This is a genomic window from Caballeronia grimmiae (genome assembly GCF_000698555.1).
Taxonomy (GTDB): domain Bacteria; phylum Pseudomonadota; class Gammaproteobacteria; order Burkholderiales; family Burkholderiaceae; genus Caballeronia; species Caballeronia grimmiae.
Genome location: NZ_JFHE01000001.1, coordinates 352,808 through 376,055, shown reverse-complemented (window position 1 = coordinate 376,055; position 23,248 = coordinate 352,808). Strand labels below are relative to the sequence as shown.

Genomic DNA, 23,248 nt, shown 5'->3' with positions numbered 1-23,248 from the left:
GTCTCCTGTTGATGGCTATGCGTCAGCCGTGCTTGATTGCAATGGTCTTGAGCGTCGTGAAGCCATAAAGCGCCTCGAAGCCCTTCTCGCGTCCGTGTCCCGAATGCTTGACGCCGCCGAACGGCAATTCGACGCCGCCGCCCGCGCCATAGTTGTTGATGAACACCTGGCCCGAACGCACGCGCCGCGCAAGCCGCATCTGCCGCGCGCCGTCGCGCGTCCAGATGCCCGCGACGAGGCCGTAGTTGGTGTCGTTGGCGAGCTTCAATGCGTCGGCTTCATCGTCGAAGGGCATCACGGCGAGCACCGGGCCGAACACTTCCTCGCGCGCGAGCCGATGCGTGCGCGGCACGTCGCGCAAGAGCGTCGGCGCCTGATAGAAGCCCGCTTCCGGCGCTTCGGTGACGACTTCGCCATGCGCGGCCATCGCGATGCCGTCGTGCTGCGCATCGGAGAGAAAGTCCCACACGCGCTGCTGCTGCTTCGCGCTGATGAGCGGGCCGCAGTCCAGATCGAGTCTGCTCGGGCCGACCTTCAGCGCCGCGAACGCCTCCGACAGCCGCTCGATGAGCGGCTCGTAAGCCGCACGCTCGATCAGCACGCGGCTGCCCGCCGAACACGTCTGCCCCGCGTTCTGCACGATCGCCGCGACGAGCACGGGCAGCGCGGCGTCGAAGTCGGCATCGGCGAACACGATTTGCGGGGACTTGCCGCCCAGTTCGAGCGTGACGGGCACGTGATTGTCGGCGGCCATCTTCGTGACGGCGGCGCCCGTCATCGGTGAGCCGGTGAACGAAATGTGATCGATGCCAGGATGACGCGCGAGCGCCGCGCCCGCTTCGTATCCGTAGCCGGTGACGATGTTTAGCGCGCCTTCCGGCAATCCCGCCTCGGCGGCCAGTTCCGCGATGCGCAGCAGCGAAAGGCACGCGTCCTCCGCCGGCTTGACGACGCACGCGTTGCCCGCGGCCAGCGCCGCGCCGACGCTGCGCCCGAAGATTTGCAGCGGATAGTTCCACGGCACGATATGCCCGGTCACGCCATGCGGCTCGCGGATCGTGAGCACGGTGAAGCCGGACTGGTACGGCAGCGTCTCGCCGTGCAGCTTGTCGGCGGCGCCCGCATAGAACTCGAAGTATCGTGCGATGCCCGCCGCGTCGGCGCGCGCCTGCGTGAGCGGCTTGCCGGTGTCGCGCGCCTCGATCTGCGCGATGTCCTCGTGACACGCGGCGATCAGCATCGAAAGCCGCGCGAGGATGCGCCCGCGGTCGGCGGCGCTCGTCGCGCCCCATGCGCCGTCATAAGCGGCGCGGGCGGCGCTCACGGCGCGGTCGATATCGGCGCTCGTGCCGCGTGCGATCTGCGAGAACACCTGCCCATCCGATGGATCGACGACCGGAATCGTTTCTCCGCTCGACGGCGCGGTCCACCGGTTGCCGATGAAATGCTTGCCTTCTTCCATGCGTGTCTCCTGGGTCTGTTCGAACATAAAACAGCCATGCGATGCCGCGTAAGGGGCCGGTCGCACGGAATGCGACGTCGACGTGTCTGCAAGGCGCATGACGCGGCCAGCGGTCTTTGCGCAGCAGCCCCTGACTATAATTGCATTCCGGCGAACGCCTGAAACGCGCCGCATCGCCGCGCCGCGCGCCGTTGTTCGGGGAAGGCCAAACGGCGCGCCGCGTTCCGGACGCTGCGGGGCCGATCGGTCATGCAAACGGCCCTTGCGATCGTCCGCCATCGTCCAGCACGGCGCGCCACGCAGCCCCGGTCCGGCAGGCTCCTTTGGCTATAATGCCTGAAGTGTTTCACCTCGCTGCGCCGGCGTTTCACGCGTCGCCTGCTTCCCGTACCAACTTCTCCAGAGAGCGCTCATGAGCTTCAACAACGTACCTCCCGGTAAGGACCTTCCGCAGGATTTCAACGTCATTATCGAAATTCCCGCACAGAGCGATCCGGTCAAATACGAAGCGGACAAGGACATGGGCCTGCTCGTCGTCGATCGCTTCATCGGCACCGGCATGCGCTATCCGGCGAACTACGGCTTCATCCCGCAGACGCTGTCGGGCGACGGCGATCCTGTCGACGTGCTCGTCATCACGCCGTTCCCGCTGCTCGCAGGCTCGGTCGTGCGCGCACGTGCGCTCGGCATGCTGCAGATGACCGATGAATCCGGCGTCGACGCTAAGCTGATCGCCGTGCCGCACGACAAAATCTGCCCGATGACGGCGAACATCAAGTCGATCGACGACGTGCCCGAATACCTGAAGGATCAGATCAAGCACTTCTTCGAGCAATACAAGGCGCTCGAAAAGGGCAAGTGGGTGAAGGTGGAAGGCTGGGCGGGCATCGACGCCGCGCACAAGGAAATCACCGAAGGCGTCGCAAACTACAAGAAGTAAGCGCGCTTCATCGTTAAGAGACGCCGCCGCGTGCTTCGACGCGGCGGCGTTTTATTTTTCTTCGCTTGCTTCGGCTTCTGTCCGGGGCAGCACGGATGCAAGCGTTCGTTCGCCCGCAATCAACGCGCGCTTTTGCTGTACCGGCAGGCGCTTGACCCAATACTCGGCGCGCGACGCCTCGGAGCGCCCGGACACTTCGAACGACGCCATCACTCTGACCGGCTTTCTCGTGCGCGTATAACGCGCGCCCTTGCCGCTTGCGTGCGCGGCGAAACGCGCATCGACATCGGTGGCGATGCCGGTGTACAGACTTCCGTCGGCACATTCGATCAGATAGAGAAACCACGGCATCGCGTCGTATCGGCAAGGGCAAGGAATTGCCGCGCATTATCGCCGATGACCGCGCCGTCGGCCCATGCCGACGCCTTTTATCGACTTGCGCGAGAATAGCCGCTTCGCGCATGACGCGCTCATCGGTCACACAGCGAGGTAGCCTGTTGAATCGCGAAGTCGAAATTCACGTGGTCGATACGCTCGACGATATCCCGGCGGACGACTGGAATCGCCTCGCCGGCGACAATCCTTTCGTGCGGCACGGCTTTCTTCGGGCGTTGCAGGACACGCATTGCGCGGTCAAGCGCACAGGCTGGCGCGCGCATCATCTCGTTCTGCGGCGCGGCGGCGATTTTGCGGGCGCGATGCCGCTCTATCTCAAGTCGCATTCGCGCGGGGAATACGTCTTCGATCACGCCTGGGCCGACGCCTTCGAGCGCCATGGCTTGCGCTATTACCCGAAGGCCGTGTCCGCAGTGCCGTTTTCGCCGGTGACGGGACCGCGCCTCATTGCGGCGGAGCATGAGGATCGCGTGCTGCTCGCGCGGGGGGCGATCGAACTGACGCGCCGGCTCGATATCTCCTCGCTGCACGTGCTGTTTCCGCACGCCCAGGACATCGATGCGCTGACGGACGCCGGCTACATGCTGCGCGAAGGCGTGCAGTTCCACTGGGAGAACCTGCCCGGCGACGGCTACGCGAACTTCGACGCCTTCCTCGCAACGATGAGCCACGACAAGCGCAAGAAGGTAAAGCAGGACCGGCGTCGCGTGATGGAAGCGGGCGTGAGCTACACGTGGCTGCGTGGCGCGGACATAGACCAGAGCGCGCTCGACTTCTTCTACAACTGCTACGACAACACGTATCGCGAGCACTGGAATGCGCCGTATCTGTCGCGCGAGTTCTTCGGCCAGATTCACGCCGATGCCCCCGACAGCATGCTGCTCGTGATCGCCGAAGCGGACGGCGAGCGGCTCGCGTGCGCGCTCAACATGATCGGCGGCGACACGATGTATGGCCGCTACTGGGGCACGCGCGAGTTCATCTCGGGGCTGCACTTCGAGACGTGCTACATGCAGGGCATCGCGTATTGCATCGAACACAAGCTCGCACGTTTCGAAGGCGGCGCGCAGGGCGTGCACAAGATGTCGCGCGGTCTTCTGCCAACGCCGACATGGTCCGCGCACTGGATCGCGGATCAACGCTTCGCGCACGCAATCAGCGAGTTTCTGGATGCCGAAACCACCGCGATGAACGAGCATATCGAAGAACTGGAAGCGCATACGCCGTTCAGAAAAAAGGCTTAGGGTCACATGCGATAATCGTTTCGACGCTTCGCTTTTCGTCCGACACACCCCGCGCAGGCAACGATGAACATGAGCAAGAACTTCTTCAATTTATACAGTCATGATTTCGCGCGCGTCGCTGTCGCCATTCCGAACTGCAAGGTGGCCGATCCCGCGTTCAACGCCGAAGAGACCATCAAGCTCGCAAGGCAGGCAGCCGCCCGCGGTGCGGTGCTCGTCGCGTTTCCTGAGCTCGGCCTGTCCGCCTATACGTGCGACGATCTCTTCCATCAGAGAGCCTTGCTCGATGCCTGCGAGGATGCGCTCGGCAGCATCGTCGAGGCGTCGAAGGGATTGAAGATCGCGATGATCGTCGGCCTGCCGGTGCGCGCGGAGCACAAGCTCTTCAATTGCGCGGTGGTGGTGGCCGATGGCGTGATTCGCGGCGTCGTGCCGAAGAGCTATCTGCCGAACTACGGCGAGTTCTACGAAGCGCGTCAATTCAGCCCCGCCGATGCGGCCACCACGAACACGCTCGCGCTCTGCGGCCAGCAAGTGCCGTTCGGCGCATCGCTGCTGTTCCAGTTCAAGGACCTGCCGCTCTTCCGGTTCCATGTCGAAATATGCGAGGACGTGTGGGTGCCGATCCCGCCTTCGTCGTTCGCGGCGCTCGCGGGTGCGACAGTGCTCGTGAATCTGTCGGCGTCGAATATCGTCGTGGGGAAGTCGGCGTATCGGCATCAGCTCGTCGGGCAGCAGTCCGCGCGTTGCGTGGCCGCGTATCTCTACACGTCGGCGGGCGAGGGTGAGTCGACCACCGATCTCGCATGGGACGGGCAGGGCCTCATCTACGAGAACGGCGAGATGCTCGCGGAGTCCGAGCGGTTCGCGGGCGAATCGCATGTGATCTATGCCGATGTCGATCTCGAACGCCTCTCGCGCGAGCGCATGAAGCAGACCACCTTCGGGCGATCCACCGCGCGCCATGCCGATGAAGTCGCGAAGTTCACCGTCGTCGAGTTTTCGCTGGCGGCGCCGGTCGAAGGCGCTTTGCCGCTGGAGCGTCGCGTCGCGCGCTTCCCGTACGTTCCGGCCGATCGCACGCGCCGCGACGCACGATGCAACGAGGTCTACAACATTCAGGTCCAGGCGCTGTTGCAGCGGCTGCGGTCGTCGGGGATATCGAAGGTCGTGATTGGCGTATCGGGCGGGCTCGATTCGACGCATGCACTTCTTGTGTGCGCCAAGGCGATGGACCGGCTCGGCTTGCCGCGCGCCAACATCCTCGCCTATACGATGCCCGGCTTCGCCACCAGCGACCGCACGCTTCGACAGGCGCGCGAACTGATGCAGGTGATCGGCTGCACCGCGGAGGAAATCGACATTCGGCCGAGCTGCACGCAGATGCTCGCGGACATCGGCCATCCGCACAGCGAAGACAACGAGCAATACGACATCACGTATGAGAACGTGCAGGCTGGCGAGCGCACGAGTCATCTCTTCAGGCTGGCCAATCTTCATAACGCGATTGTCATCGGCACCGGCGATCTGAGCGAACTTGCGCTCGGATGGTGCACGTATGGCGTCGGCGATCACATGTCGCACTACAACGTGAACGCCAGCGTGCCGAAGACGCTCATCACGCATCTGGTGCGCTGGGTCGCGGAGTCGGGCGCAATCGGCGATGCCGGTACCGACGTGCTCGAACATATCCTGAGCACCGATATCAGCCCGGAGCTCATCCCCGGCAAGGCGAGCGGGGCGCTGGAACAGAAGACGGAAAGCGTCATCGGGCCGTACGAGCTTCAGGACTTCAACCTGTACTACACGATCCGCTTCGGCTTCGCGCCGTCGAAGGTTGCGTTCCTTGCGCATGCGGCCTGGCGCGACCGCGATGCCGGCGACTGGCCGGAAGACCCGAACGTCGCGCGCAATCAATACGGGCTCGTGGATATCCGCAAGAACCTGCGCATCTTTCTGGACCGGTTTTTCCGCACGAGTCAGTTCAAGCGTTCCTGCATCCCGAATGCACCGAAGGTGGGATCGGGCGGCTCACTGTCGCCGCGTGGCGACTGGCGCGCCCCGAGCGATTCGCAAGCCACCGTGTGGCTCAAGGATCTGGAACGGATTCCCGAGACGGAGTGACGTTCATCTCGCGGTTTACCGAACCGCCGGCACCATCAAACGCGACTAGAATCGAAAGCATCCGTCACGAGAGTGACGCCCCTTCTCTGAACTCCTGACTCCGAAGCGAGGCACGCCATGAAACGCATCACCGCCATCATCAAACCGTTCAAGCTCGACGAAGTTCGCGAAGCGCTCGCCGAAGTCGGTCTGACGGGGCTCACGGTCACGGAAGTGAAGGGCTTCGGCCGCCAGAAAGGGCATACCGAACTCTATCGTGGTGCAGAATATGTGGTGGACTTCCTGCCGAAGGTGAAGATCGAAGTGGTCGTCGCGAACGATCAGACCGATCAGGTCATCGACGCGATCATCGGCGCGGCGCGCACCGGCAAGATCGGCGACGGCAAGATTTTCGTCGCGGACGTGGAGCGCGTCATCCGCATTCGCACCGGCGAGGAAAACGAAGCAGCGGTCTGATCGCCGCGCGTCGACCTTCGCCGCATCGCAGCCCGCTCGCCCGAGCGGGCTTGTTCTTTCCGCTTCCGCATCGCATGCACCGGTTCGATGCGCGTCTCGCCGTTCCGTATTCCTCCAGGCCGCAACGGATCATCGTGCTGTAACATCGGCTCGAATAATATTTTTGTAAGGAAACTGTCGATGCACCACGCGATAGGCTTCATTCAGGATCTCGCCGTCATCATGGCCATCGCGGGCGTCGTGACGGTGCTGTTTCATCGCTTGCGGCAGCCGGTCGTGCTGGGCTATATCGTGGCGGGCGTCATCATCGGGCCGTACACGCCGCCGTTTCAACTCATCAACGACGAAGCGACCATCCAGACGCTCGGCGAAATAGGCGTCGTCTTCTTGATGTTCTCGCTCGGGCTCGAATTCAGTCTGCGCAAGCTGTTTCGCGTCGGCGCGACGGCGCTGGTCGCGGCGCTCTCCGAAATCGTGCTGATGATCTGGATCGGCTTCGAGATCGGCCGATGGTTCGGCTGGAACGCGATGGACTCGCTCTTTCTCGGCGCGATGCTCGCCATCTCGTCGACGACGATCATCGTGAAGGCGCTGTCCGAGCTCGGCATGAAGCGCGAGAGCTTCGCGCAACTCGTGTTCGGCATGCTGATCGTCGAAGATATTCTCGCCATCGCGATGCTCGTGCTGCTGTCGGGCATCGCGCAGACGGGCTCGGTGAGCGCGGGCATCGCCGTCGTGACGCTCGGCAAGCTGCTGCTCTTCATGACGGTATCGCTCGTCGTCGGCATTCTGACCGTGCCGCGCGCGCTCAATTACGTCGCGCGCGCAAAGAGCGACGAGATGCTGCTCGTCACGGTGCTCGGCTTTTGCTTCGGCTTCTGCCTGCTCGTCGTGAAGCTCGATTATTCGATCGCGCTCGGGGCGTTCCTGATCGGTGCGATCATGGCGGAATCGAAGCATCTTGCGCGCATCGAACATCTGATCGCGCCGTTGCGCGACATGTTCTCCGCGATCTTCTTCGTAACGATCGGGCTGCTGCTCAATCCGACGGTCCTCGTCGATTACGCATGGCCGATCGCGGTCATCACGGTCGCGGTGGTGCTCGGCAAGATCGTGTCGTGCGGGCTCGGCACCTTCCTCGCGGGCAAGGATGGACGCACGTCGATGCGCGTCGGCATGAGCGTCGCGCAGATCGGCGAGTTCTCGTTCATCATCGCGTCGCTCGGCTTGTCGCTGAAAGTGACGAGCGGCTTTCTCTATCCGATCGCGGTCGCCGTCTCCGCGCTGACCACGCTGTTCACGCCGTATCTGATGCGCGCCGCCGATCCGCTGACGCTGCGCCTCGCCCGCGCCATGCCCGCGCCGCTCGCGAACACGTTCGGGCTCTATTCGCAATGGCTCGCGAGCCTGACGCCGGCCACGGGCGGCGCGACGCTCTTCTCGATGACGCGGCGCATCGTGCTGCAGATCGCCGTCAATCTCGCGCTCGTCGCCGCGATCTTCCTCGGAGCGTCGTATTCGGCGCCGTTCGCATCGCAGTATCTGTCGCGCTGGCTCGACACCGACAATGCGCAACGCGTCGTGCTGTGGAGCGCCGCGCTTGTCGTCGCGCTGCCGTTTCTGGTGGCGGTGTATCGCAAGCTCGAGTCGCTCGCGCTGTTGCTCGCGGAAGTCAGCGTGCAGCCCGCGAAAGCAGGGCGCTTCACAAGGGCGATCCGCACGGCGATTTCCGGCCTGATTCCGATCGTCGCGATGTTCGGCGTCTTCCTGCTCGTCGCGGCGCTGTCGGGCGGCATCCTTCCGCCGTTCGGCCTGATGATCGGCGTGCTGCTGTGCGCGGCGCTGCTGCTGACGGTGTTATGGCGCTGGTGCGTGAAAATCCACGCGACGATGCAGATCGCGTTGCGCGAGACGATGGAGGAAACGCGCGATCATTGAGGCGCGCGCATTGATGCAGATGTGAGCAAATGTGTGCTGGTTTGCGTCGTGCGGTTCGATGGGCGGATAATCGACTTCTCTTTTTCTTTCGTGGCGCCGCGCGCGCCTGAAATCGGGATGAGCGAAAACAAAACGTCCAACGACTCAGGCAACACCGCCAATAACGAGACCCGCGCAGGCAATGCCGCCGGGGACGCCGCCAGTCGCGCCGCCGAAGCCCGGCGCGGCGGCGCGGATGCTTCCGCCGCCGGCGGCTCGCGCGACAGCGCATCGCCCGCGGCTTCGACATCGCCTCCGGTCAGCGCGACGCAGCGCGCATCGACGGATTCGCCTGCGAGCGCATCGGCCGTCGAACCCGTCGATACCGCCGCCGCGCGCCGCGACGACGCGCAGCAGTCCGCTCGCGAAGCCCGCTCCAATGCGGCAAGCGCGACCGCCTCCCAAGAGGCCGCCGTCCGCGCCAGACATCCGGCGCGCGTCGAGCCGGTCGACGCGAAGGCAAGCCTCGCGCAGAACCTCGAAGCCGCCACCGAAGCCGAGGCCGAAGCCGAAGCGGAAGCTGCCACCGAAGCTCAAGGCTCGGCTGCGGCGGACGTGGACACGCAGGTCAACGCCCACGTTCTGCCGCCCGATTTCAGCAAGCTCAATCCGCCGCAGCACATGGCGGACGCGCCTTCCGCGCCGCCGGCCTATCTCAAGAATTCCGATTCGGCGTGGTCCGTGTTCGGGCGGATCATCGCGGCGCGCGCGCGGCAGATCTTCGACCGGGCGGGGCAGCGCATCACGCAGCGGACCTTGCGCATCGGTGTGTCGGCGCGGATCTTTCATCCGGAGCCGGGCGCGCGGGGCTTGCGCGGCAAGACGCTGCAGTATCTGGAGGAATCGATCGCGCACTGGGTCATGTCGCGCGACGTGCTCGTGTTCATGATCCCGACGGTCGGTCATCAGGGGATGCTGCATCCGAGCAACATCCGTCTGCGCGATTACGCGAAGCATCTGGACGGGCTGCTGCTGCAAGGCGGCGCGGACGTGTCGCCGCAGTCCTACGAGGAAGCGACGACCCGTCCCGAATGGCCCGGCGACCGCGTGCGCGACATGTACGAACTGGAACTGCTGCACGAGTTCGTCGAGTCGGGCAAGCCGGTGCTCGGCGTGTGCCGTGGCTGCCAGCTCATCAACGTGGCGTTCGGCGGCACGCTTTACGGCGATATCGCCACCGATGTGCCCACGGCCGGCCTGCACGTCAGCGAGCACTACGACCAGCATCGCCATTCGATCCGCTTCCCGGATGGCTCGTCGCTCGTCAACATGTTCCCGCATCAGCGTGAGGCGATCGTCAACTCGATCCACCATCAGGCGGTGAAAACGCTCGGGCGCGATCTGAACATCGAGGCGGTGTCGTCGTCGGACGGGATCATCGAGGCGGTGCGGTATCGCAAGGCGCCGTTCGTCGTCGGCGTGCAGTGGCATCCGGAGTTTCATCGCGCGGGCGGCGAGGAGTTGCTCGATTGCACGCCCTTGCTCGATACGTTCCTGCGTGTCGCGCGGGAGACGCGTTTCTAGGCGCGCGTGAGCGGTGAGCCACAAACGAAAAGGCCCGCTTCGAGCGGGCCTTGTGCTTTCCGGCGATCTGCTTTGCGCGGGCCTTAGCGCGCTGGCGTCACCGTCACCGGCGTGATGCCGGCTTCCGTTGCGCGCTGAAGCTGATCGACCTGCTGCTGCAATGCGTGCAGCTTGCGTTCCGCTTCGAGCTTGTCGCCCTGGAGCGAAGCCGACTCGGCTTGCAGCTTCTGTTGACGCTCGGAGACCTGGCTGTCCTGCTGCTGCGCAAGCGCGAGATCGGCGGACAGGCGGCTTGCCCGATTCGACGATACCGCGATCACACGTTCCAGCAGCGCCGTCTGCGCCTGCAAGCGCGTGCGGCGAATCTCACCGTCCGCGAGTTCGAAGGTCTTGCGGGCGAACTGCGAATACACCGATTCGGCGCGCGTTTCGTCCTGTGTCTTGACTACACGCCACAAGCGCGTCTCCTGCTGAAGCGCGACGTAGTAGAGCATCTCTTGCGGCAGGAAATAGAGCTTTGCGCCATAGCTCGCGTTGCGGGTCGCGCGCAGTTCGTTCACGCGCCCGGCCTGGATCATGTCCTGGAGTTCCGCGAGATTGCCGGAGACGTTCGACGATCCATCGGCCTGCAGGCCGGACAAGTCCTCCACGGGCGGGGCCGACGGCGCGGCCTGTTCCGCCTTCGCGGCAGGCGCGGCGGACGCATTCGTGAAAGCCGCGACGAATGACAGAGCGACGGCGAGCGTCGCGATAAGGATAAGACGTGAGTGCTTCATTGTTGGCGTCATGCCGATAAGGTTGAACGGGCGTCGAAGGCGGGCCACGGCTTGTTTCGCGCGGGCGTCGTGCGCCTACCGCCTGGGTGCCGGGGCGTTGCTGTCGAGCGTCGGGTTGTGCTGAAGGAGCGAGTAGAGCGCTTCGACGTTCATCGCGACGGGCGGCTGCGGGCGCGGACGGGCGCTTTCCTGTGCGACTTGTCCGGAATAGGCCCGCCGCGCTGCCGAGACCTTCGGCGCCGGGTTAGCGACGACGGCGTAATCCTCGCCGACGGTGCTCCTGCGCGCGCCTCGGGCGACGGTCGTGTGTGATGCGCGTTTCTCCGGTTTCGCCGCCGCGCCGCGCGTTGGCGCGTGCATCTGCGCCCGCGTGGAAACCGCCGACGACGGCGCGCGAGCTTCGTGCACAGTGCTCGCGCCGTTTCGTGGCTTGGTGCTGGCGTGATCCGGCGATGCTGCCTTCGGCGGCTTGGCGCGATGGACGGTCACGCTGCTGACGCTGGCCTGCGCTTCGGGGTTCGCAGCCTTGGCCTGGCGGGTCGTCCGGATATGCGTCTCGGTTCGAGCCTGCGCCGGGGTTGCCGCCGGCTGTGGCGCGCTCTCAGCCTCAACTCGCGCCGGGCTCGGGATCGCGCTCGCTTCGGCGTGCGATGTCGACGAGTCCGAGCTTGCAGCGACGCTTACAGGCACGGTGACTTGCGATGCCGCCATCGGCTTCGGCGTATCGATCGCCCGGACTGCCGCGATGGTGCCTTCGGGTTCCTCGTTCACCGGATGATGCCCGCGACCGAACAACAGCCACACGATCAGCGCAGCGCACGCGAGCGCAATGGCTCCCGTCATCGGCTTCGCGAGGAACGCGTAACGGTCGTGCACAGCCGACGCAGCCGCAGGTGCGCTCACGGCAAGCGGAACGCGGACCGGCTCTGCGGGTTGTTGAACGGCGGGGTTCGCCGGCGCGTCCGCCGCCTGCATCAGATGCAGCATCTTTTGACGAATGCGGCCTTCAGTCAGCATGCCCCAGATGTTGGCGGCGCGGTAAGGCGCGTTGCCATCGCGAAGGCCCAGCGCGTCGACGTAAGCCGTCCGAAAGAGCGCTGCCGCGATCGCGAATTCGGACTCCGAGCGAATAGGGCGCGACCGCCAGGGCGACCATTCGCGACCGAACATCAGTGACGGACCGGCGAGTGCGCGAAGCGCCGGCAGGCGCAGCTTGCCTTCGATATCGATCAGAGGTTCGGTCATGAAGATTCCAGATGCATGGGTCCAGGCGCGAGACCGGAGCCGCGCCCAAAGCCCCGTCACGGGTCGCGGGCCGCGGTGCGCGGCATGGGCGGCGTGACGGGGCGTCGAGCGAGAAGCCAAAGTTGAGCCGCGATGATACGGAACGCCCGGACGCCCCGCGACCGGATTTCTCCGAAAGAAAGATTTTTATAGGATCACTGATTGACGAAACCGCGCTCGTATGCTGGTCGGGCGTTTGCGCGGTTTTCGCCGTTTGGCCGGCTGGCGGCTAGCTTCGCTGTTTGACAGTCCGAAAGTACAACGTATGCGAAAGGACAGTATAAAGAAAGCGTAATTTAATGTTAATTGAGCGGAGTTGAGCGAGGTTGCGTGCAATGTTTCGCCGGCAGGCGGTAATATTCCGATTGCCCACATTCATGAACAAATGTAAAGGGTAAACCCTAGGAAAACCGCGCCGGCTCTTGCGTCCTTTTGTCCCGTACCGCAACGGACGCCATGAGCCCCGCTTAGAGAAAGTCTCATGTCCACGACCCACCTGGCACCTGCCAACGAATCCAAGGCCAAGACCGTATTTCGCGTCGTCAGCGGAAACTTTCTTGAGATGTACGACTTCATGGTCTACGGCTACTACGCTTCGGCGATCGCCAAGACCTATTTCCCGAGCGACAACGACTTCGCCTCGCTGATGCTCGCGTTGTCCGTGTTCGGCGCGGGCTTTCTGATGCGGCCAGTCGGCGCGATCGTGCTCGGTGCGTACATCGATCATCACGGCCGGCGCAAGGGGCTGATCCTCACGCTCGCGCTGATGGCGGTCGGCACTGCGCTCGTCGCGCTCGTGCCGGGCTACGCGACCATCGGCGCGCTCGCACCGATCATCGTGTTGTCGGGGCGGCTGCTGCAGGGCTTTTCGGCGGGTGTCGAACTGGGCGGAGTATCGGTCTATCTCTCCGAAATCGCGACGCGCGGCAACAAGGGCTTCTATTGCGCGTGGCAGTCGGGCAGCCAGCAGGTGGCCGTCGTGTTCGCGGCGCTCATCGGCGTGATGATGAACCGCCTGCTGCCGCCCGAGCAGATGACCGCGTGGGGCTGGCGCGTGCCGTTCCTGATCGGCTGCCTGATCGTACCGTTCCTGTTCATCGTCCGCCGCTCGCTGCGCGAGACGGACGAGTTCCTCGCCAGGAAGCATCGCCCGAGCATGGGTGAGATCGCGCGCTCCATCGCTCAGAACTGGGGCGTCGTGCTGGCGGGCATGGGGATGGTCATCATGACGACCGTCTCGTTTTACATGATTACCGCCTACACGCCGACCTTCGGCAAGGAAGTGCTGAAGCTCAGCGCCATCGATGCGCTCGTCGTGACGGTCTGCGTCGGCCTCTCGAATCTGGTCTGGCTGCCGGTGATGGGCGCGGTGTCGGATCGCATCGGCCGCCGTCCGGTGCTGCTGTTTTTCACCATCCTGACGATTCTCACGTCGTATCCGGCGGTGCAGTGGCTCGTCGCGGAACCGTCGTTCGGGCGTCTGCTGATGGTCGAACTGTGGCTGTCGTTCCTGTACGGCAGCTATAACGGCGCGATGGTCGTGGCGCTGACCGAAGTCATGCCGGTCGATGTCCGCACCACCGGTTTCTCGATGGCCTATAGCCTCGCGACGACCATCGGCGGTTTCACGCCCGCCATCTCGACTGCGCTGATCCACGGGACCGGCAACAAGGCCGCGCCCGGCCTCTGGATGGGCCTCGCGGCGATCTGCGGGTTGATCGCCACGCTCGTGCTATACCGTTCACCGGAAGCGCGGAACCAGTACAAGACCGCCTGAGTTCACACCGCATCGCATGGATTTGCATGCGGATGCGAATGCAAAAAGCCCCTCGCGTCAGTCTGAGCGAGGGGCTTTTCAGTATCGGCGTTCAGGCGCGCAAGGCGTCGGCGACTTCTTCCACGACGCTCGCCCAGTCGCCCGGCGCGCGCTGCCGCACGAGGCGCGCGCTCGGATACCACGCCGTTCGTCGACTATCGACGCCCCAGCGCCAGTCGGCCGCGAAGGGCAGCATCACCCAGACGGGTTTGTTGAGCGCGCCGGCCAGGTGCGCGACGGAGGTATCGACCGATACGACCGCATCCAGCCGATCGACGATCGCGCCGGTATCCGCGAAATTCTCGAGCCGCCCTTCGAGGCGATGAATGGTGCGCGCACGCGGATGCGCGACGAGCGCAGAGCGTTCGTCGTCGGTGAGGAAGGGCTGCAGCACGATCCAGTCGATGCCCTCGAGCGCGAACAGCTGCGCGAGCGCGTCGAGCGGCGCGGAGCGTGTTTCGCCCGGCTGCAGCCGCCCGGACCACGCGATGCCGATCTTGCGCTTCTGCTGACCGCCGAGCGAGCCGCGCCATTTTCGGCGATAGTCGGCCGGCACGACGATATACGGCGCGCGCGCCGGAATCGTCTCCAGCGATGTCATGCCGAGCGCAAGCGGCAGACTCAGCAGCGGACAGAAAGCATCGGCGCCGGTCGCGGGTTCGTCGGTCCGGCGTTTCAGTTCGATGCGAGCCGCGCGCGCCGCCGGCGCGAGCAGCGGCACGAGCGCCGGCTGCACTTCGAGCACGAGCTTGCCGACGCGCTTCGCCGCAAAAGCCGCGAAGCGCATGAACTGCAGCGTATCGCCGAAACCCTGTTCCGCGCGCACGCGCAGCGTTCGGCCCGGCAGCGGCTCGCCCGACCAGCGCGGCAGCGGCGGCGCGGGTTCGCTGCCGGGCGTCTGCAAACGCCATTCGTAGGCGGGGAGGCCGCGCTCGTAGTCGCCCGTCGCGAGCAGCGCAAGACCGCGATTGAGATGCGCGGCGGGCATTTGCGGATCGAGACGCAACGCTTCGTCGAATGCGCGGATGGCGGCGGCGTGGGCGGTGAGCGCGAGATGCGAATTGCCGAGACACAGCCACGCGACGCCGTATTTCGGATCGAGCCCGACTGCCCGTTCATACGACAGCACGGCTTCCTCATGGCGATTCAGCCTGGCGAGCGCATGGCCGAGGCCGAAGTGCCCCGGCGCGAAACGCGGCTGCAGGCTGATCACCTTGTGGAAGCGGGGCAGCGCTTCTTCCGCTTGCGCGCGGGCATCTAGCAGATTGCCGAGGTTGAAGTGCGCGGCGACGTAGTCCGGTTCCGCGTCGATCGCGGCGCGAAAATGCGCGATCGCGCCCATCGGGTCGCCGAGCGCGTTCAGCGCCATGCCGAGGTTGTTGTGCGCGCCCGCGTGACGCGGCCGCAGCGCGATCGCGCGGCGAAAGGCGCGGGCGGCGTCCTCGTAGCGGGAAAGCGAAGAGAGCGCGTTGCCGAAGTTGTTCCAGGCGGCGGCATCGTTCGGCTGGGCGCGAAGGGCTTTCTCGAAGGCGTCGGCGGCGTCTTCGTGCCGGCCTATCGCCGTGTAGGCGTTGCCGAGGTTGTACTGCGCGAGCGCGAAGCCGGGCGCGAGCGTGAGCGCGTTGCGGAAACGCTCGATGGCGTCGTCGATACGGCCGAGCGCCTTCAGCGCGTTACCGAGGTTCAGTTGCAGGGCGGCATCGGTGGGGCGCAGATCGACGGCGCGGCCGACGAGCGCAGCCGCTTCCTCGTGCTGCCCCTGTTGATGGCGCAGCACGCCGAGGTAGTGCAGCGCTTCGACGTGGGCGGGTTCGGCGGCGAGCGCGGCTTGATAGTCGCGTTCCGCATCGGTCAGGCGGCCGTCACGATGGGCCGCGAAGCCGCGGGCAAATACGGTGTCCATGACGGAGGAATGTTGCAAACCACGCATTTTCCCACATCGGCAGGCAGGGCTTCCGAATCTACGGTTGACACGTTGTCCCGATGATACTTAACATGTGAACACCTATTCATATGTTAATGATATCCGTGGCGTCCTCTGTTCCTGTCTCCGATTCGGCGACTTCCGATGATCGCGTGGTGCCGCTTGCGGACCTGTTCCGTTTGCTTGGCGATCCGACGCGGCTGCGCATCGTGCTGGCCTGCGTCGAGCGCAGGCGCGCGGTCGGGGCGATTGCGGAATCGCTGGGTTTGTCGGGATCGCTCGTGAGCCATCACTTGCGCCTGTTGCGCGCGGCGCGCATCGTGCGGGCGGAGCGGCAGGGCAAGCAGGTCTTCTACGTCGCGGCGGACCGCCATATCAGTTCGATGCTGGGAGAACTGCTGGAGCACGTGGCCGAGCCGCACCACGACGCCACCGATATCGACTCGACCGACTGAAACAAGAGCAAGCCGATGAGTACGCATTCGCATCACGATCATTCCCACGCGCACGATCACGCCGATCATGCGGGCCACGCGGATCATGCCGGGCACGCCCATGGTCATGAGGCCGGCGGGCATCACCACCATCATCATCATCATGCGCCGCAGGCGGGGCAGGGGCGCACCTTCGCGATTGCCGTCGGGCTCAATGTGGTGATCGTGATCGTGCAGGCCGTTTATGGCGTGATTGCGCATTCGACTGCCTTGCTCGCGGATGCGGGCCACAATCTTTCGGATGTCCTCGGTCTTCTGCTTGCGTGGGGCGCGGTGTGGCTCGGCGCGCGGCGGCCGAGTGCGCGTTATACGTTCGGCCTCGGGAGTTCGTCGATACTCGCGTCGCTTGCCAATGCCGCGCTGCTGCTTTTTGCGTGCGGTGCGATCGTGCTCGAAGCGGTGCAGCGTCTTTTGAATCCCGCGCCGGTTGCGGGATTCGATGTGTTCATCGTCGCGATGCTGGGCCTTGTCGGCAACGGATTTTCCGCATGGCTTTTCATGCGGGGGAGCAAGGAGGACCTCAACGTTCGCGGTGCGTTCCTGCATATGGCCGCGGATGCGGCGATTTCCGCGGCCGTCGCGGTGAGCGGGCTCGTCATTCTTTACACGGGATGGTACTGGATCGATCCGGCGATGAGCATCATCGTGGTGGGCGTCATTCTTTACGGCACGTGGGGGCTGGGGCGCGATGCGATGCGGCTCGCGATGGCCGCCGTGCCGCCGGGGGTCGATACTGCGGTTATTCAGGATTATCTAACTGCGTTGCCCGGGGTGCGGGCGGTGCATGATCTTCATGTCTGGGCGCTTTCTACTACCGAAAATGCGCTTACCGTGCATTTGGTCATGCCGCAAGGGCATCCGGGGGATGCGTTCCTGCAAGGCGTCGTTGCGACGCTTCGGCGCGAGTATTCCATGCATCACGCTACTTTGCAGGTCGATTTTGGGGATGCTTTTACGGGGTGTAGTCTGGATCGGCGGTGAACGGTCTTTTTGCCCTTGCGCGGGCGGGCGGTTTTTTTATTCTTCGGTTTTTCGTGTCGGTTTATTAGTGCGCCCCTCCCCGGGGCGGGGGTCACTTTCTTTGCCGCTGCAAAGAAAGTAACCAAAGAAAGCAGCTTTTTTTCGAACCGCACGATGGACTAAGTTGTGTGGTCACTTCGTAGAACATCGGTGGCACTCAGCTTGAAAGAGCCTTGAATCACCTTCCGCGCCCGCTGACAACTAACGTCCTCCGAGCCCCTTGGCTCGACAAAACCATCGCTAGGCACAGCGTCACGCTACAACTTGAAGGCCGACCCGATCCCTTCGAGAGCCGCTTACTAGGCTTCTGCCGTTCAAGTTCCGCTCAGTTGCTGATTGCACCGCTTCAGTCGCGCGACGCTCGCGATAAGCGCACTGCGCTGCCGAACGGCGCTCGATCCTGCGAGTTCTTACAAGGCTATTCCCGCGTTCTAGACGGTGTTCGCTGCGTGACCCTGCCGCCGTGCCTATTACTGTTCTAAGTTCAAACGTTCGATCAGCTTTGATTGCGCGCGGCGCTGGTTGCCCTACTGGTGTTGACGAGCCAAGGGGCTCGGAGGACGTTAGTAGTCAGCGGGCGCGGAAGGTGATTCAGGGCTCTTTCAAGCTGAGTGCCACCGATGTTCTACGAAGTGGCCACGCAAGTTAGTGCTTCGTGCGGTTCGAAAAAAAGCTGCTTTCTTTGGTTACTTTCTTTGCATGGGACTAGTAAGGCGCTAAAGCGCCAACTCTGGTCGACAGCCAAGAAAGTGACCCCCGCCCCGGGGAGGGGCGCACTAACAGACCGACACGAAAACAAGCTCCACGCAACAAGAAACGCCCCGTGCGAACCACAAAGACCAACCAGCGTACACTAACCCGAACGCAGGGAAAGCGGAGCCACCAGCATGTACGCGTACAAGCTGAACCCCAACGACAAACTCGACGTTGCGCCGGTCCTGATCGTCGGCGCGGGCCCGACCGGTCTCGCCGCCGCGATGAGCCTCACACGGGCGCACATCCCCGTTCGCATCATCGACAAAGCGCGTCAGCCTTCGCCCTATTCACGCGCCATCGGCATCCAGGCCCGCACGCTCGAACTGTTCGAACAGCATCGCATCGTCAATGGGTTTCTCGAAGCCGGACACCGCGCCCGCGTCGCCAATCTGTACTCCAACGGTCAGCGCCTCGCGCGGCTCGACTTCGATCCGCTCCAGACACGCTATCCCTATCTGCTCTTTCTCGCGCAATCGGAAACCGAACGCCTCCTCGCCGAACATCTGCACGAAGCAGGCGTGAACATCGAACGCGGCATCGAACTGACCGACTTCACGCAAGGCTCCGCCGGCATACAAGCGACGCTGCGGCATCCCAACGGCCGCGACGAAACCCTGCGCCCCTCGTACATGATCGCAGCCGACGGCGCGCACAGTTCCGTGCGGCACCGGCTCGACGTCGGCTTCGATGGCAAGACCTTCGATCAAACCTTTCTGCTCGCCGACCTGCAAGCCGATTCCGACTGGCCCGACGACGAGTTCCACATCTTCGCGTCCGGCGAAGGCCTCGCCGCGCTCTTTCCGATGGGCGATGGCCGCGCACGCCTGATCGCGGACCTGCCCGCCGCCGGCGTCGCAACGAAAGCCGATGAGCTGAAGCCCGGTCCGACACTCGACGAATGCCGGGCGCTCGTCGAGCGGCGCGTGCATCATCGCGTGATGCTCTCGAGTCTCACGTGGTCATCGACATTTCACGTGAACAGCCGCATGGTCGACCGCCTGCGCGTCGAACGCATCTTCCTCGCGGGCGATGCCGCGCATGTCCACAGCCCCGCAGGCGCGCAGGGCATGAACACGGGCATTCAGGAAGCGCTCAACCTCGGCTGGAAAATCGCGCGCGCGCTGGCCGGCGGCGCGTCGGACCGTTTGCTCGATACCTACCACGCCGAACGGCATCCGATCGAACGCGACGTGCTGCGCCAGACCAGTATCCTGACGCAGATGGCCGAAGCCGAGCACGGTCCGATGAAGCTGATGCGCGACCACGTGATGCCCGCGCTCGCGGCAATCGGACCCTTGCGCGACGCGATGCGGCGCACCGTCAGCGAACTGTCGATCAACTATCGCAAGAGCCCGCTCACGCTGGAGCGTCTGCTCGATGGCGGCCCGCGCGCCGGCGAGCGCGCGCCCGATGCGCGCGTGCATGTCGTCGACGGGCCGCTCGGCCGCTTGCCCGGCGTCGGCTGCCTCTACGATCTGCACGATCCCGGCTGCTTCTCGCTGTTCCTGCTCGTGAATCCGACCGGTGACGACGACATCGCGCTCGTTCCCGCGACGCTCACTCCGGCCCACGCGATGCGCGATCCCGATCTCGACGGTCTCGCGCAATCCATCGAAGCGATCCTGGCGAACGCGGTGCGCATCTGGCGCATCACCGATACGAGCGGCGACGATGCGCACTCGCTCACCGACAACTACGGCCGCACGCGCCCCGCGTTCTATCTGGTGCGACCGGACGGCTACATCGCCGCACGCGGACGCGTGCCGTCCGATGTCAACGCGCTGCTGCGTCATTGCGAAATTTGGTTCGGACAGGAGCGCCCGAGCAGCCCGCAACGTAGCGTGAGCGAGTATCCCGAAGACTGAGGCGTCCCCGCTCAGGCCGTGGCGACTTTCGGTTGCAGATCGGCCCGGTGCAGCGTCAGCGCCTCGCGCAGGATCGGCTCCATCGTTGCGATCGCCCGTTCGTCATCGAGCGCCGCGAGAATCGCAAGCCGCATGCGCGGCTCCCAGAAGCGGCGGATGTGATCGGCGATGCTATCGACGGCTTCGGCGCGATCCGGCATCGAATCGAAAAATTGCCCGATGCGGTTCGCCATCTCGATCAGGTTATCGACGTCCATAGATCACTTCCCCGAAGTAGTCGCAACGTCGCGCATGTTGAGCAGTTCGAGCTGCTGCGTGTTGAAGCGCGAATAATCCTTCTGCCATTGCGACGGTTGTTCCACCGGCATGACCTGCACGGCGGTCACCTTGTACTCCGGACAATTGGTGGCCCAGTCGGACGAGTCCGTCGTGATCACGTTCGCGCCCGATTCCGGGAAATGGAACGTGGTGTAGACGACGCCTGGCTGCATGCGCTCGGTGATCTTCGCGCGCAGCACGGTCTGCCCCGCACGCGATTCGATGCCGACCCAGTCGCCCGTCCGGATGCCGCGCTCTTCCGCGTCATGCGGATGAATCTCCAGCCGGTCCTCGTCGTGCCAGCGCGAGTTCTCCGTGCGCCGTGTCTGCGCGCCGACGTTGTATTGCGACAGGATGCGCCCCGTCGTCAGCAGGAGCGGATACTTGCGCGTGACCTTTTCCGGCGTCGCGACGAACTTCGTGATGACGAAGCGTCCCTTGCCGCGCACGAATTCGTCGATGTGCATCGTCGGCGTGCCGTCGGGCGCCTTCTCGTTGCACGGCCACTGGATGCTGCCGAGTTCGTCGAGCTTCTCGAAAGAGACGCCGTGGAAGGTCGGCGTGAGACGCGCGATTTCGTCCATGATTTCGGACGGATGCGCATAGTTCATCTCGTAACCGAGCGCACGGGAAAGCTTGATCGTCACTTCCCAGTCGGCGTAGCCGGCAAGCGGCGGCATCACCTTGCGCACGCGCGAAATGCGGCGCTCGGCGTTCGTGAACGTGCCGTCCTTCTCGAGGAAGGTCGAGCCCGGCAGCAGCACGTGCGCGTACTTCGCCGTCTCGTTCAGGAAGATGTCCTGCACGACGATGCATTCCATCGCCGACAGCGCGCCCGCGACATGCTGCGTGTTCGGGTCCGACTGAACGATGTCCTCGCCCTGGCAATAGAGGCCCATGAAGGTGCCGTGCGTGGCGGCATCGAACATGTTCGGAATGCGCAGGCCCGGCTCCGGCTGCAGCTTCACGTCCCACGCTTCTTCGAAGAGGGCGCGCGTCGCGGCGTCGCCGATATGGCGATACCCCGGCAACTCGTGCGGGAACGAGCCCATGTCGCACGAGCCCTGCACGTTGTTCTGCCCGCGCAGCGGATTCACGCCGACGCCTTCGCGGCCGACGTTGGCCGTCGCCATCGCGAGGTTCGCGATGCCCATTACCATCGTCGAGCCCTGCGCGTGTTCGGTCACGCCGAGGCCGTAGTAGATCGCCGCGTTGCCGCCCGTCGCGTAGATGCGCGCGGCTTCGCGGACCAGGTGCGCGGGCACGCCGGTGATCGCTTCCATCGCTTCCGGCGAGTTGTCCGCTTGCGAGACGAAGTCGCGCCATTGCTGGAACGCTCGCGGCTCGCATCGGTCGGCGACGAACTGTTCGTCGACGAGCCCCTCGGTCACGATCACATGCGCGAGCGCATTGATCATCGCGACGTTCGTGCCGGGCCGCAGCGCCAGATGATGCGACGCCTTCACGTGCGGCGTATCGACGATATCGATGCGGCGCGGATCGATCACGATCAGCGTCGCGCCTTCACGCACGCGGCGCTTCAGGCGCGATGCGAAGACCGGGTGGCCGTCCGTCGGATTCGCGCCGATCACGACGATGACATCCGCCTGCTCGACCGATGCGAACGTCTGCGTGCCCGCCGATTCGCCGAGCGTGGCCTTCAGGCCGTAGCCGGTCGGCGAATGGCAGACGCGGGCGCACGTGTCCACGTTGTTGTTGCCGAACGCGGCGCGCACGAGCTTCTGCACGAGATAGGTTTCCTCGTTCGTGCAGCGCGACGACGTGATGCCGCCGATCGAATCGCGTCCGTACTTCTCCTGAATGCGGCGGAATTCGCTCGCCGCATAGTTGATCGCTTCGTCCCACGACACTTCGCGCCACGGATCGGTAATCTTCGCGCGGATCATCGGCTTGGTGATGCGGTCCTTGTGCGTCGCATAGCCCCATGCGAAGCGGCCCTTCACGCACGCATGGCCTTCGTTCGCCTGGCCGTTCTTGTTCGGCACCATGCGCACGACGGTGTTGCCCTTCATCTCGGCTTTCAGCGAGCAGCCGACGCCGCAGTACGCGCACGTCGTCACGACCGAATGCTCCGGCTGGCCGAGCATGATGACGCTCTTTTCCTGCAGCGTCGCGGTCGGGCACGCGGCGACGCACGCGCCGCACGACACGCACTCCGATTCCATGAACGGCACGCTTTCGCTCGCCGCCACACGCGATTCGAAGCCGCGCCCGGTGATGGTCAGCGCGAACGTGCCTTGCGTTTCCTCGCAGGCGCGCACGCAGCGATTGCAGACGATGCACTTCGAAGGATCGTAGGTGAAGTACGGATTCGACTCGTCCTTCTTGTCCTTCAGATGGTTCGCGCCTTCGTAGCCGTAACGTACTTCGCGCAGGCCCACGACGCCCGCCATGTCCTGCAATTCGCAGTCGCCGTTGGCGGGGCAGGTGAGGCAGTCGAGCGGGTGATCGGAGATATAAAGCTCCATCACGTTGCGGCGCAGGGATTGCAGCTTGTCGCTTTGCGTGCGTACTTTCATGCCCGCTTCGACGGGCGTCGTGCACGATGCCGGATAGCCGCGCTTGCCTTCGATCTCGACGAGGCACAGACGGCACGAGCCCCACGGTTCGAGCAAATCGGTGGCGCAGAGCTTCGGCACGTTGACGCCGGCTTCGATCGCCGCGCGCATCACCGACGTGCCCGCCGGCACCGTCACGTTTTGCCCGTCGATTTCGAGCGTGACGTCGACATCGGCGTGACGCAGCGGCGTGCCGTAGTCGGTTTCGTCGAAGGGATCGCGGCGCTGCACGGAAGCCGCGCTCTTGCAGGCGCAATTGCCGGAGCCGCAGCCGTTGATGGTGTTGGACATAG

Annotated in this window: 17 protein-coding genes; 10 read left to right on the top strand and 7 right to left on the bottom strand. The window is 64.4% G+C overall.

The features are described from left to right. Nucleotides 1-22: 22 nt before the first annotated feature. Nucleotides 23-1,462: an aldehyde dehydrogenase family protein gene (locus BG57_RS01785; RefSeq protein ID WP_035959873.1), complete on the bottom strand. Its 1,440-nt coding sequence runs from the start codon at nucleotides 1,460-1,462 to the stop codon at nucleotides 23-25. Between the two features lie 412 nt (nucleotides 1,463-1,874). Here BG57_RS01785 and ppa point away from each other — a divergent pair, with 412 nt between their 5' ends. After that, complete coding sequence (gene ppa, locus BG57_RS01780) at nucleotides 1,875-2,402, top strand: inorganic diphosphatase (RefSeq protein WP_035959709.1); 528 nt, start codon at nucleotides 1,875-1,877, stop codon at nucleotides 2,400-2,402. A 51-nt stretch (nucleotides 2,403-2,453) separates the two neighbouring features. On the opposite strand, the gene BG57_RS01775 is transcribed toward ppa, so the two are convergent. Then, entirely contained in the window at nucleotides 2,454-2,753 is a 300-nt protein-coding gene (locus tag BG57_RS01775; protein ID WP_035959708.1) for a GIY-YIG nuclease family protein, read from the bottom strand. A 146-nt stretch (nucleotides 2,754-2,899) separates the two neighbouring features. Between BG57_RS01775 and BG57_RS01770 the strand changes: the two genes are divergently transcribed. The 5 genes from BG57_RS01770 to BG57_RS01750 all read left to right on the top strand — a co-directional run bounded on the left by BG57_RS01770 (nucleotide 2,900) and on the right by BG57_RS01750 (nucleotide 10,123). Then, a complete protein-coding gene (locus BG57_RS01770; RefSeq protein WP_035959872.1) occupies nucleotides 2,900-4,042 on the top strand; it encodes a GNAT family N-acetyltransferase in 1,143 nt (380 codons plus the stop codon). A 69-nt stretch (nucleotides 4,043-4,111) separates the two neighbouring features. Then, nucleotides 4,112-6,166 (top strand): NAD(+) synthase, encoded by a 2,055-nt coding sequence (locus BG57_RS01765; RefSeq protein ID WP_035959871.1) that lies wholly within the window; start codon nucleotides 4,112-4,114, stop codon nucleotides 6,164-6,166. Nucleotides 6,167-6,283: 117 nt separating this feature from the next. After that, nucleotides 6,284-6,622, top strand: coding sequence for a P-II family nitrogen regulator (glnK, locus tag BG57_RS01760; protein WP_008342452.1), 339 nt, complete (start codon nucleotides 6,284-6,286; stop codon nucleotides 6,620-6,622). Nucleotides 6,623-6,802: 180 nt separating this feature from the next. Beyond that, nucleotides 6,803-8,560 (top strand): cation:proton antiporter, encoded by a 1,758-nt coding sequence (locus BG57_RS01755; protein WP_035959706.1) that lies wholly within the window; start codon nucleotides 6,803-6,805, stop codon nucleotides 8,558-8,560. A gap of 117 nt (nucleotides 8,561-8,677) precedes the next feature. Further along, the gene (locus tag BG57_RS01750; protein ID WP_035959870.1) at nucleotides 8,678-10,123 is read left to right on the top strand and encodes a gamma-glutamyl-gamma-aminobutyrate hydrolase family protein; all 1,446 of its coding nucleotides are present in this window, start codon (nucleotides 8,678-8,680) and stop codon (nucleotides 10,121-10,123) included. Nucleotides 10,124-10,206: 83 nt separating this feature from the next. On the opposite strand, the gene BG57_RS01745 is transcribed toward BG57_RS01750, so the two are convergent. Continuing rightward, nucleotides 10,207-10,899, bottom strand: a complete 693-nt coding sequence (locus tag BG57_RS01745) for a DUF2968 domain-containing protein (protein WP_052005557.1) — start codon at nucleotides 10,897-10,899, stop codon at nucleotides 10,207-10,209. Between the two features lie 75 nt (nucleotides 10,900-10,974). After that, nucleotides 10,975-12,144, bottom strand: coding sequence for a hypothetical protein (locus tag BG57_RS01740; protein WP_035959705.1), 1,170 nt, complete (start codon nucleotides 12,142-12,144; stop codon nucleotides 10,975-10,977). A 520-nt stretch (nucleotides 12,145-12,664) separates the two neighbouring features. Between BG57_RS01740 and tcuC the strand changes: the two genes are divergently transcribed. Continuing rightward, nucleotides 12,665-13,960 carry an MFS transporter gene (tcuC, locus tag BG57_RS01735; protein WP_035959704.1) on the top strand — a complete coding sequence of 432 codons (1,296 nt, stop codon included), beginning with the start codon at nucleotides 12,665-12,667 and terminating at the stop codon, nucleotides 13,958-13,960. A 91-nt stretch (nucleotides 13,961-14,051) separates the two neighbouring features. Here the strand turns inward: tcuC and BG57_RS01730 are convergent, their stop codons facing one another. Then, on the bottom strand, nucleotides 14,052-15,902 hold the full coding sequence (locus BG57_RS01730; protein WP_035959703.1) for a tetratricopeptide repeat protein: 1,851 nt from the start codon (nucleotides 15,900-15,902) through the stop codon (nucleotides 14,052-14,054). Nucleotides 15,903-16,018: 116 nt separating this feature from the next. Here BG57_RS01730 and BG57_RS01725 point away from each other — a divergent pair, with 116 nt between their 5' ends. The 3 genes from BG57_RS01725 to BG57_RS01715 all read left to right on the top strand — a co-directional run bounded on the left by BG57_RS01725 (nucleotide 16,019) and on the right by BG57_RS01715 (nucleotide 20,058). Further along, nucleotides 16,019-16,378 carry an ArsR/SmtB family transcription factor gene (locus BG57_RS01725; protein ID WP_229753904.1) on the top strand — a complete coding sequence of 120 codons (360 nt, stop codon included), beginning with the start codon at nucleotides 16,019-16,021 and terminating at the stop codon, nucleotides 16,376-16,378. 15 nt (nucleotides 16,379-16,393) lie between these two features. Next, nucleotides 16,394-17,398 (top strand): cation diffusion facilitator family transporter, encoded by a 1,005-nt coding sequence (locus tag BG57_RS01720; protein WP_035959701.1) that lies wholly within the window; start codon nucleotides 16,394-16,396, stop codon nucleotides 17,396-17,398. Between the two features lie 926 nt (nucleotides 17,399-18,324). Continuing rightward, nucleotides 18,325-20,058 (top strand): FAD-dependent monooxygenase, encoded by a 1,734-nt coding sequence (locus BG57_RS01715; protein ID WP_052005556.1) that lies wholly within the window; start codon nucleotides 18,325-18,327, stop codon nucleotides 20,056-20,058. An 11-nt stretch (nucleotides 20,059-20,069) separates the two neighbouring features. Here BG57_RS01715 and BG57_RS01710 read toward each other — a convergent pair whose 3' ends face one another. Both BG57_RS01710 and fdhF read right to left on the bottom strand, forming a co-directional pair. Then, a complete protein-coding gene (locus BG57_RS01710) occupies nucleotides 20,070-20,315 on the bottom strand; it encodes a formate dehydrogenase subunit delta (protein ID WP_035959700.1) in 246 nt (81 codons plus the stop codon). Nucleotides 20,316-20,318: 3 nt separating this feature from the next. Further along, entirely contained in the window at nucleotides 20,319-23,246 is a 2,928-nt protein-coding gene (fdhF, locus tag BG57_RS01705; RefSeq protein WP_035959698.1) for a formate dehydrogenase subunit alpha, read from the bottom strand. Between the last annotated feature and the right edge of the window lie 2 nt (nucleotides 23,247-23,248).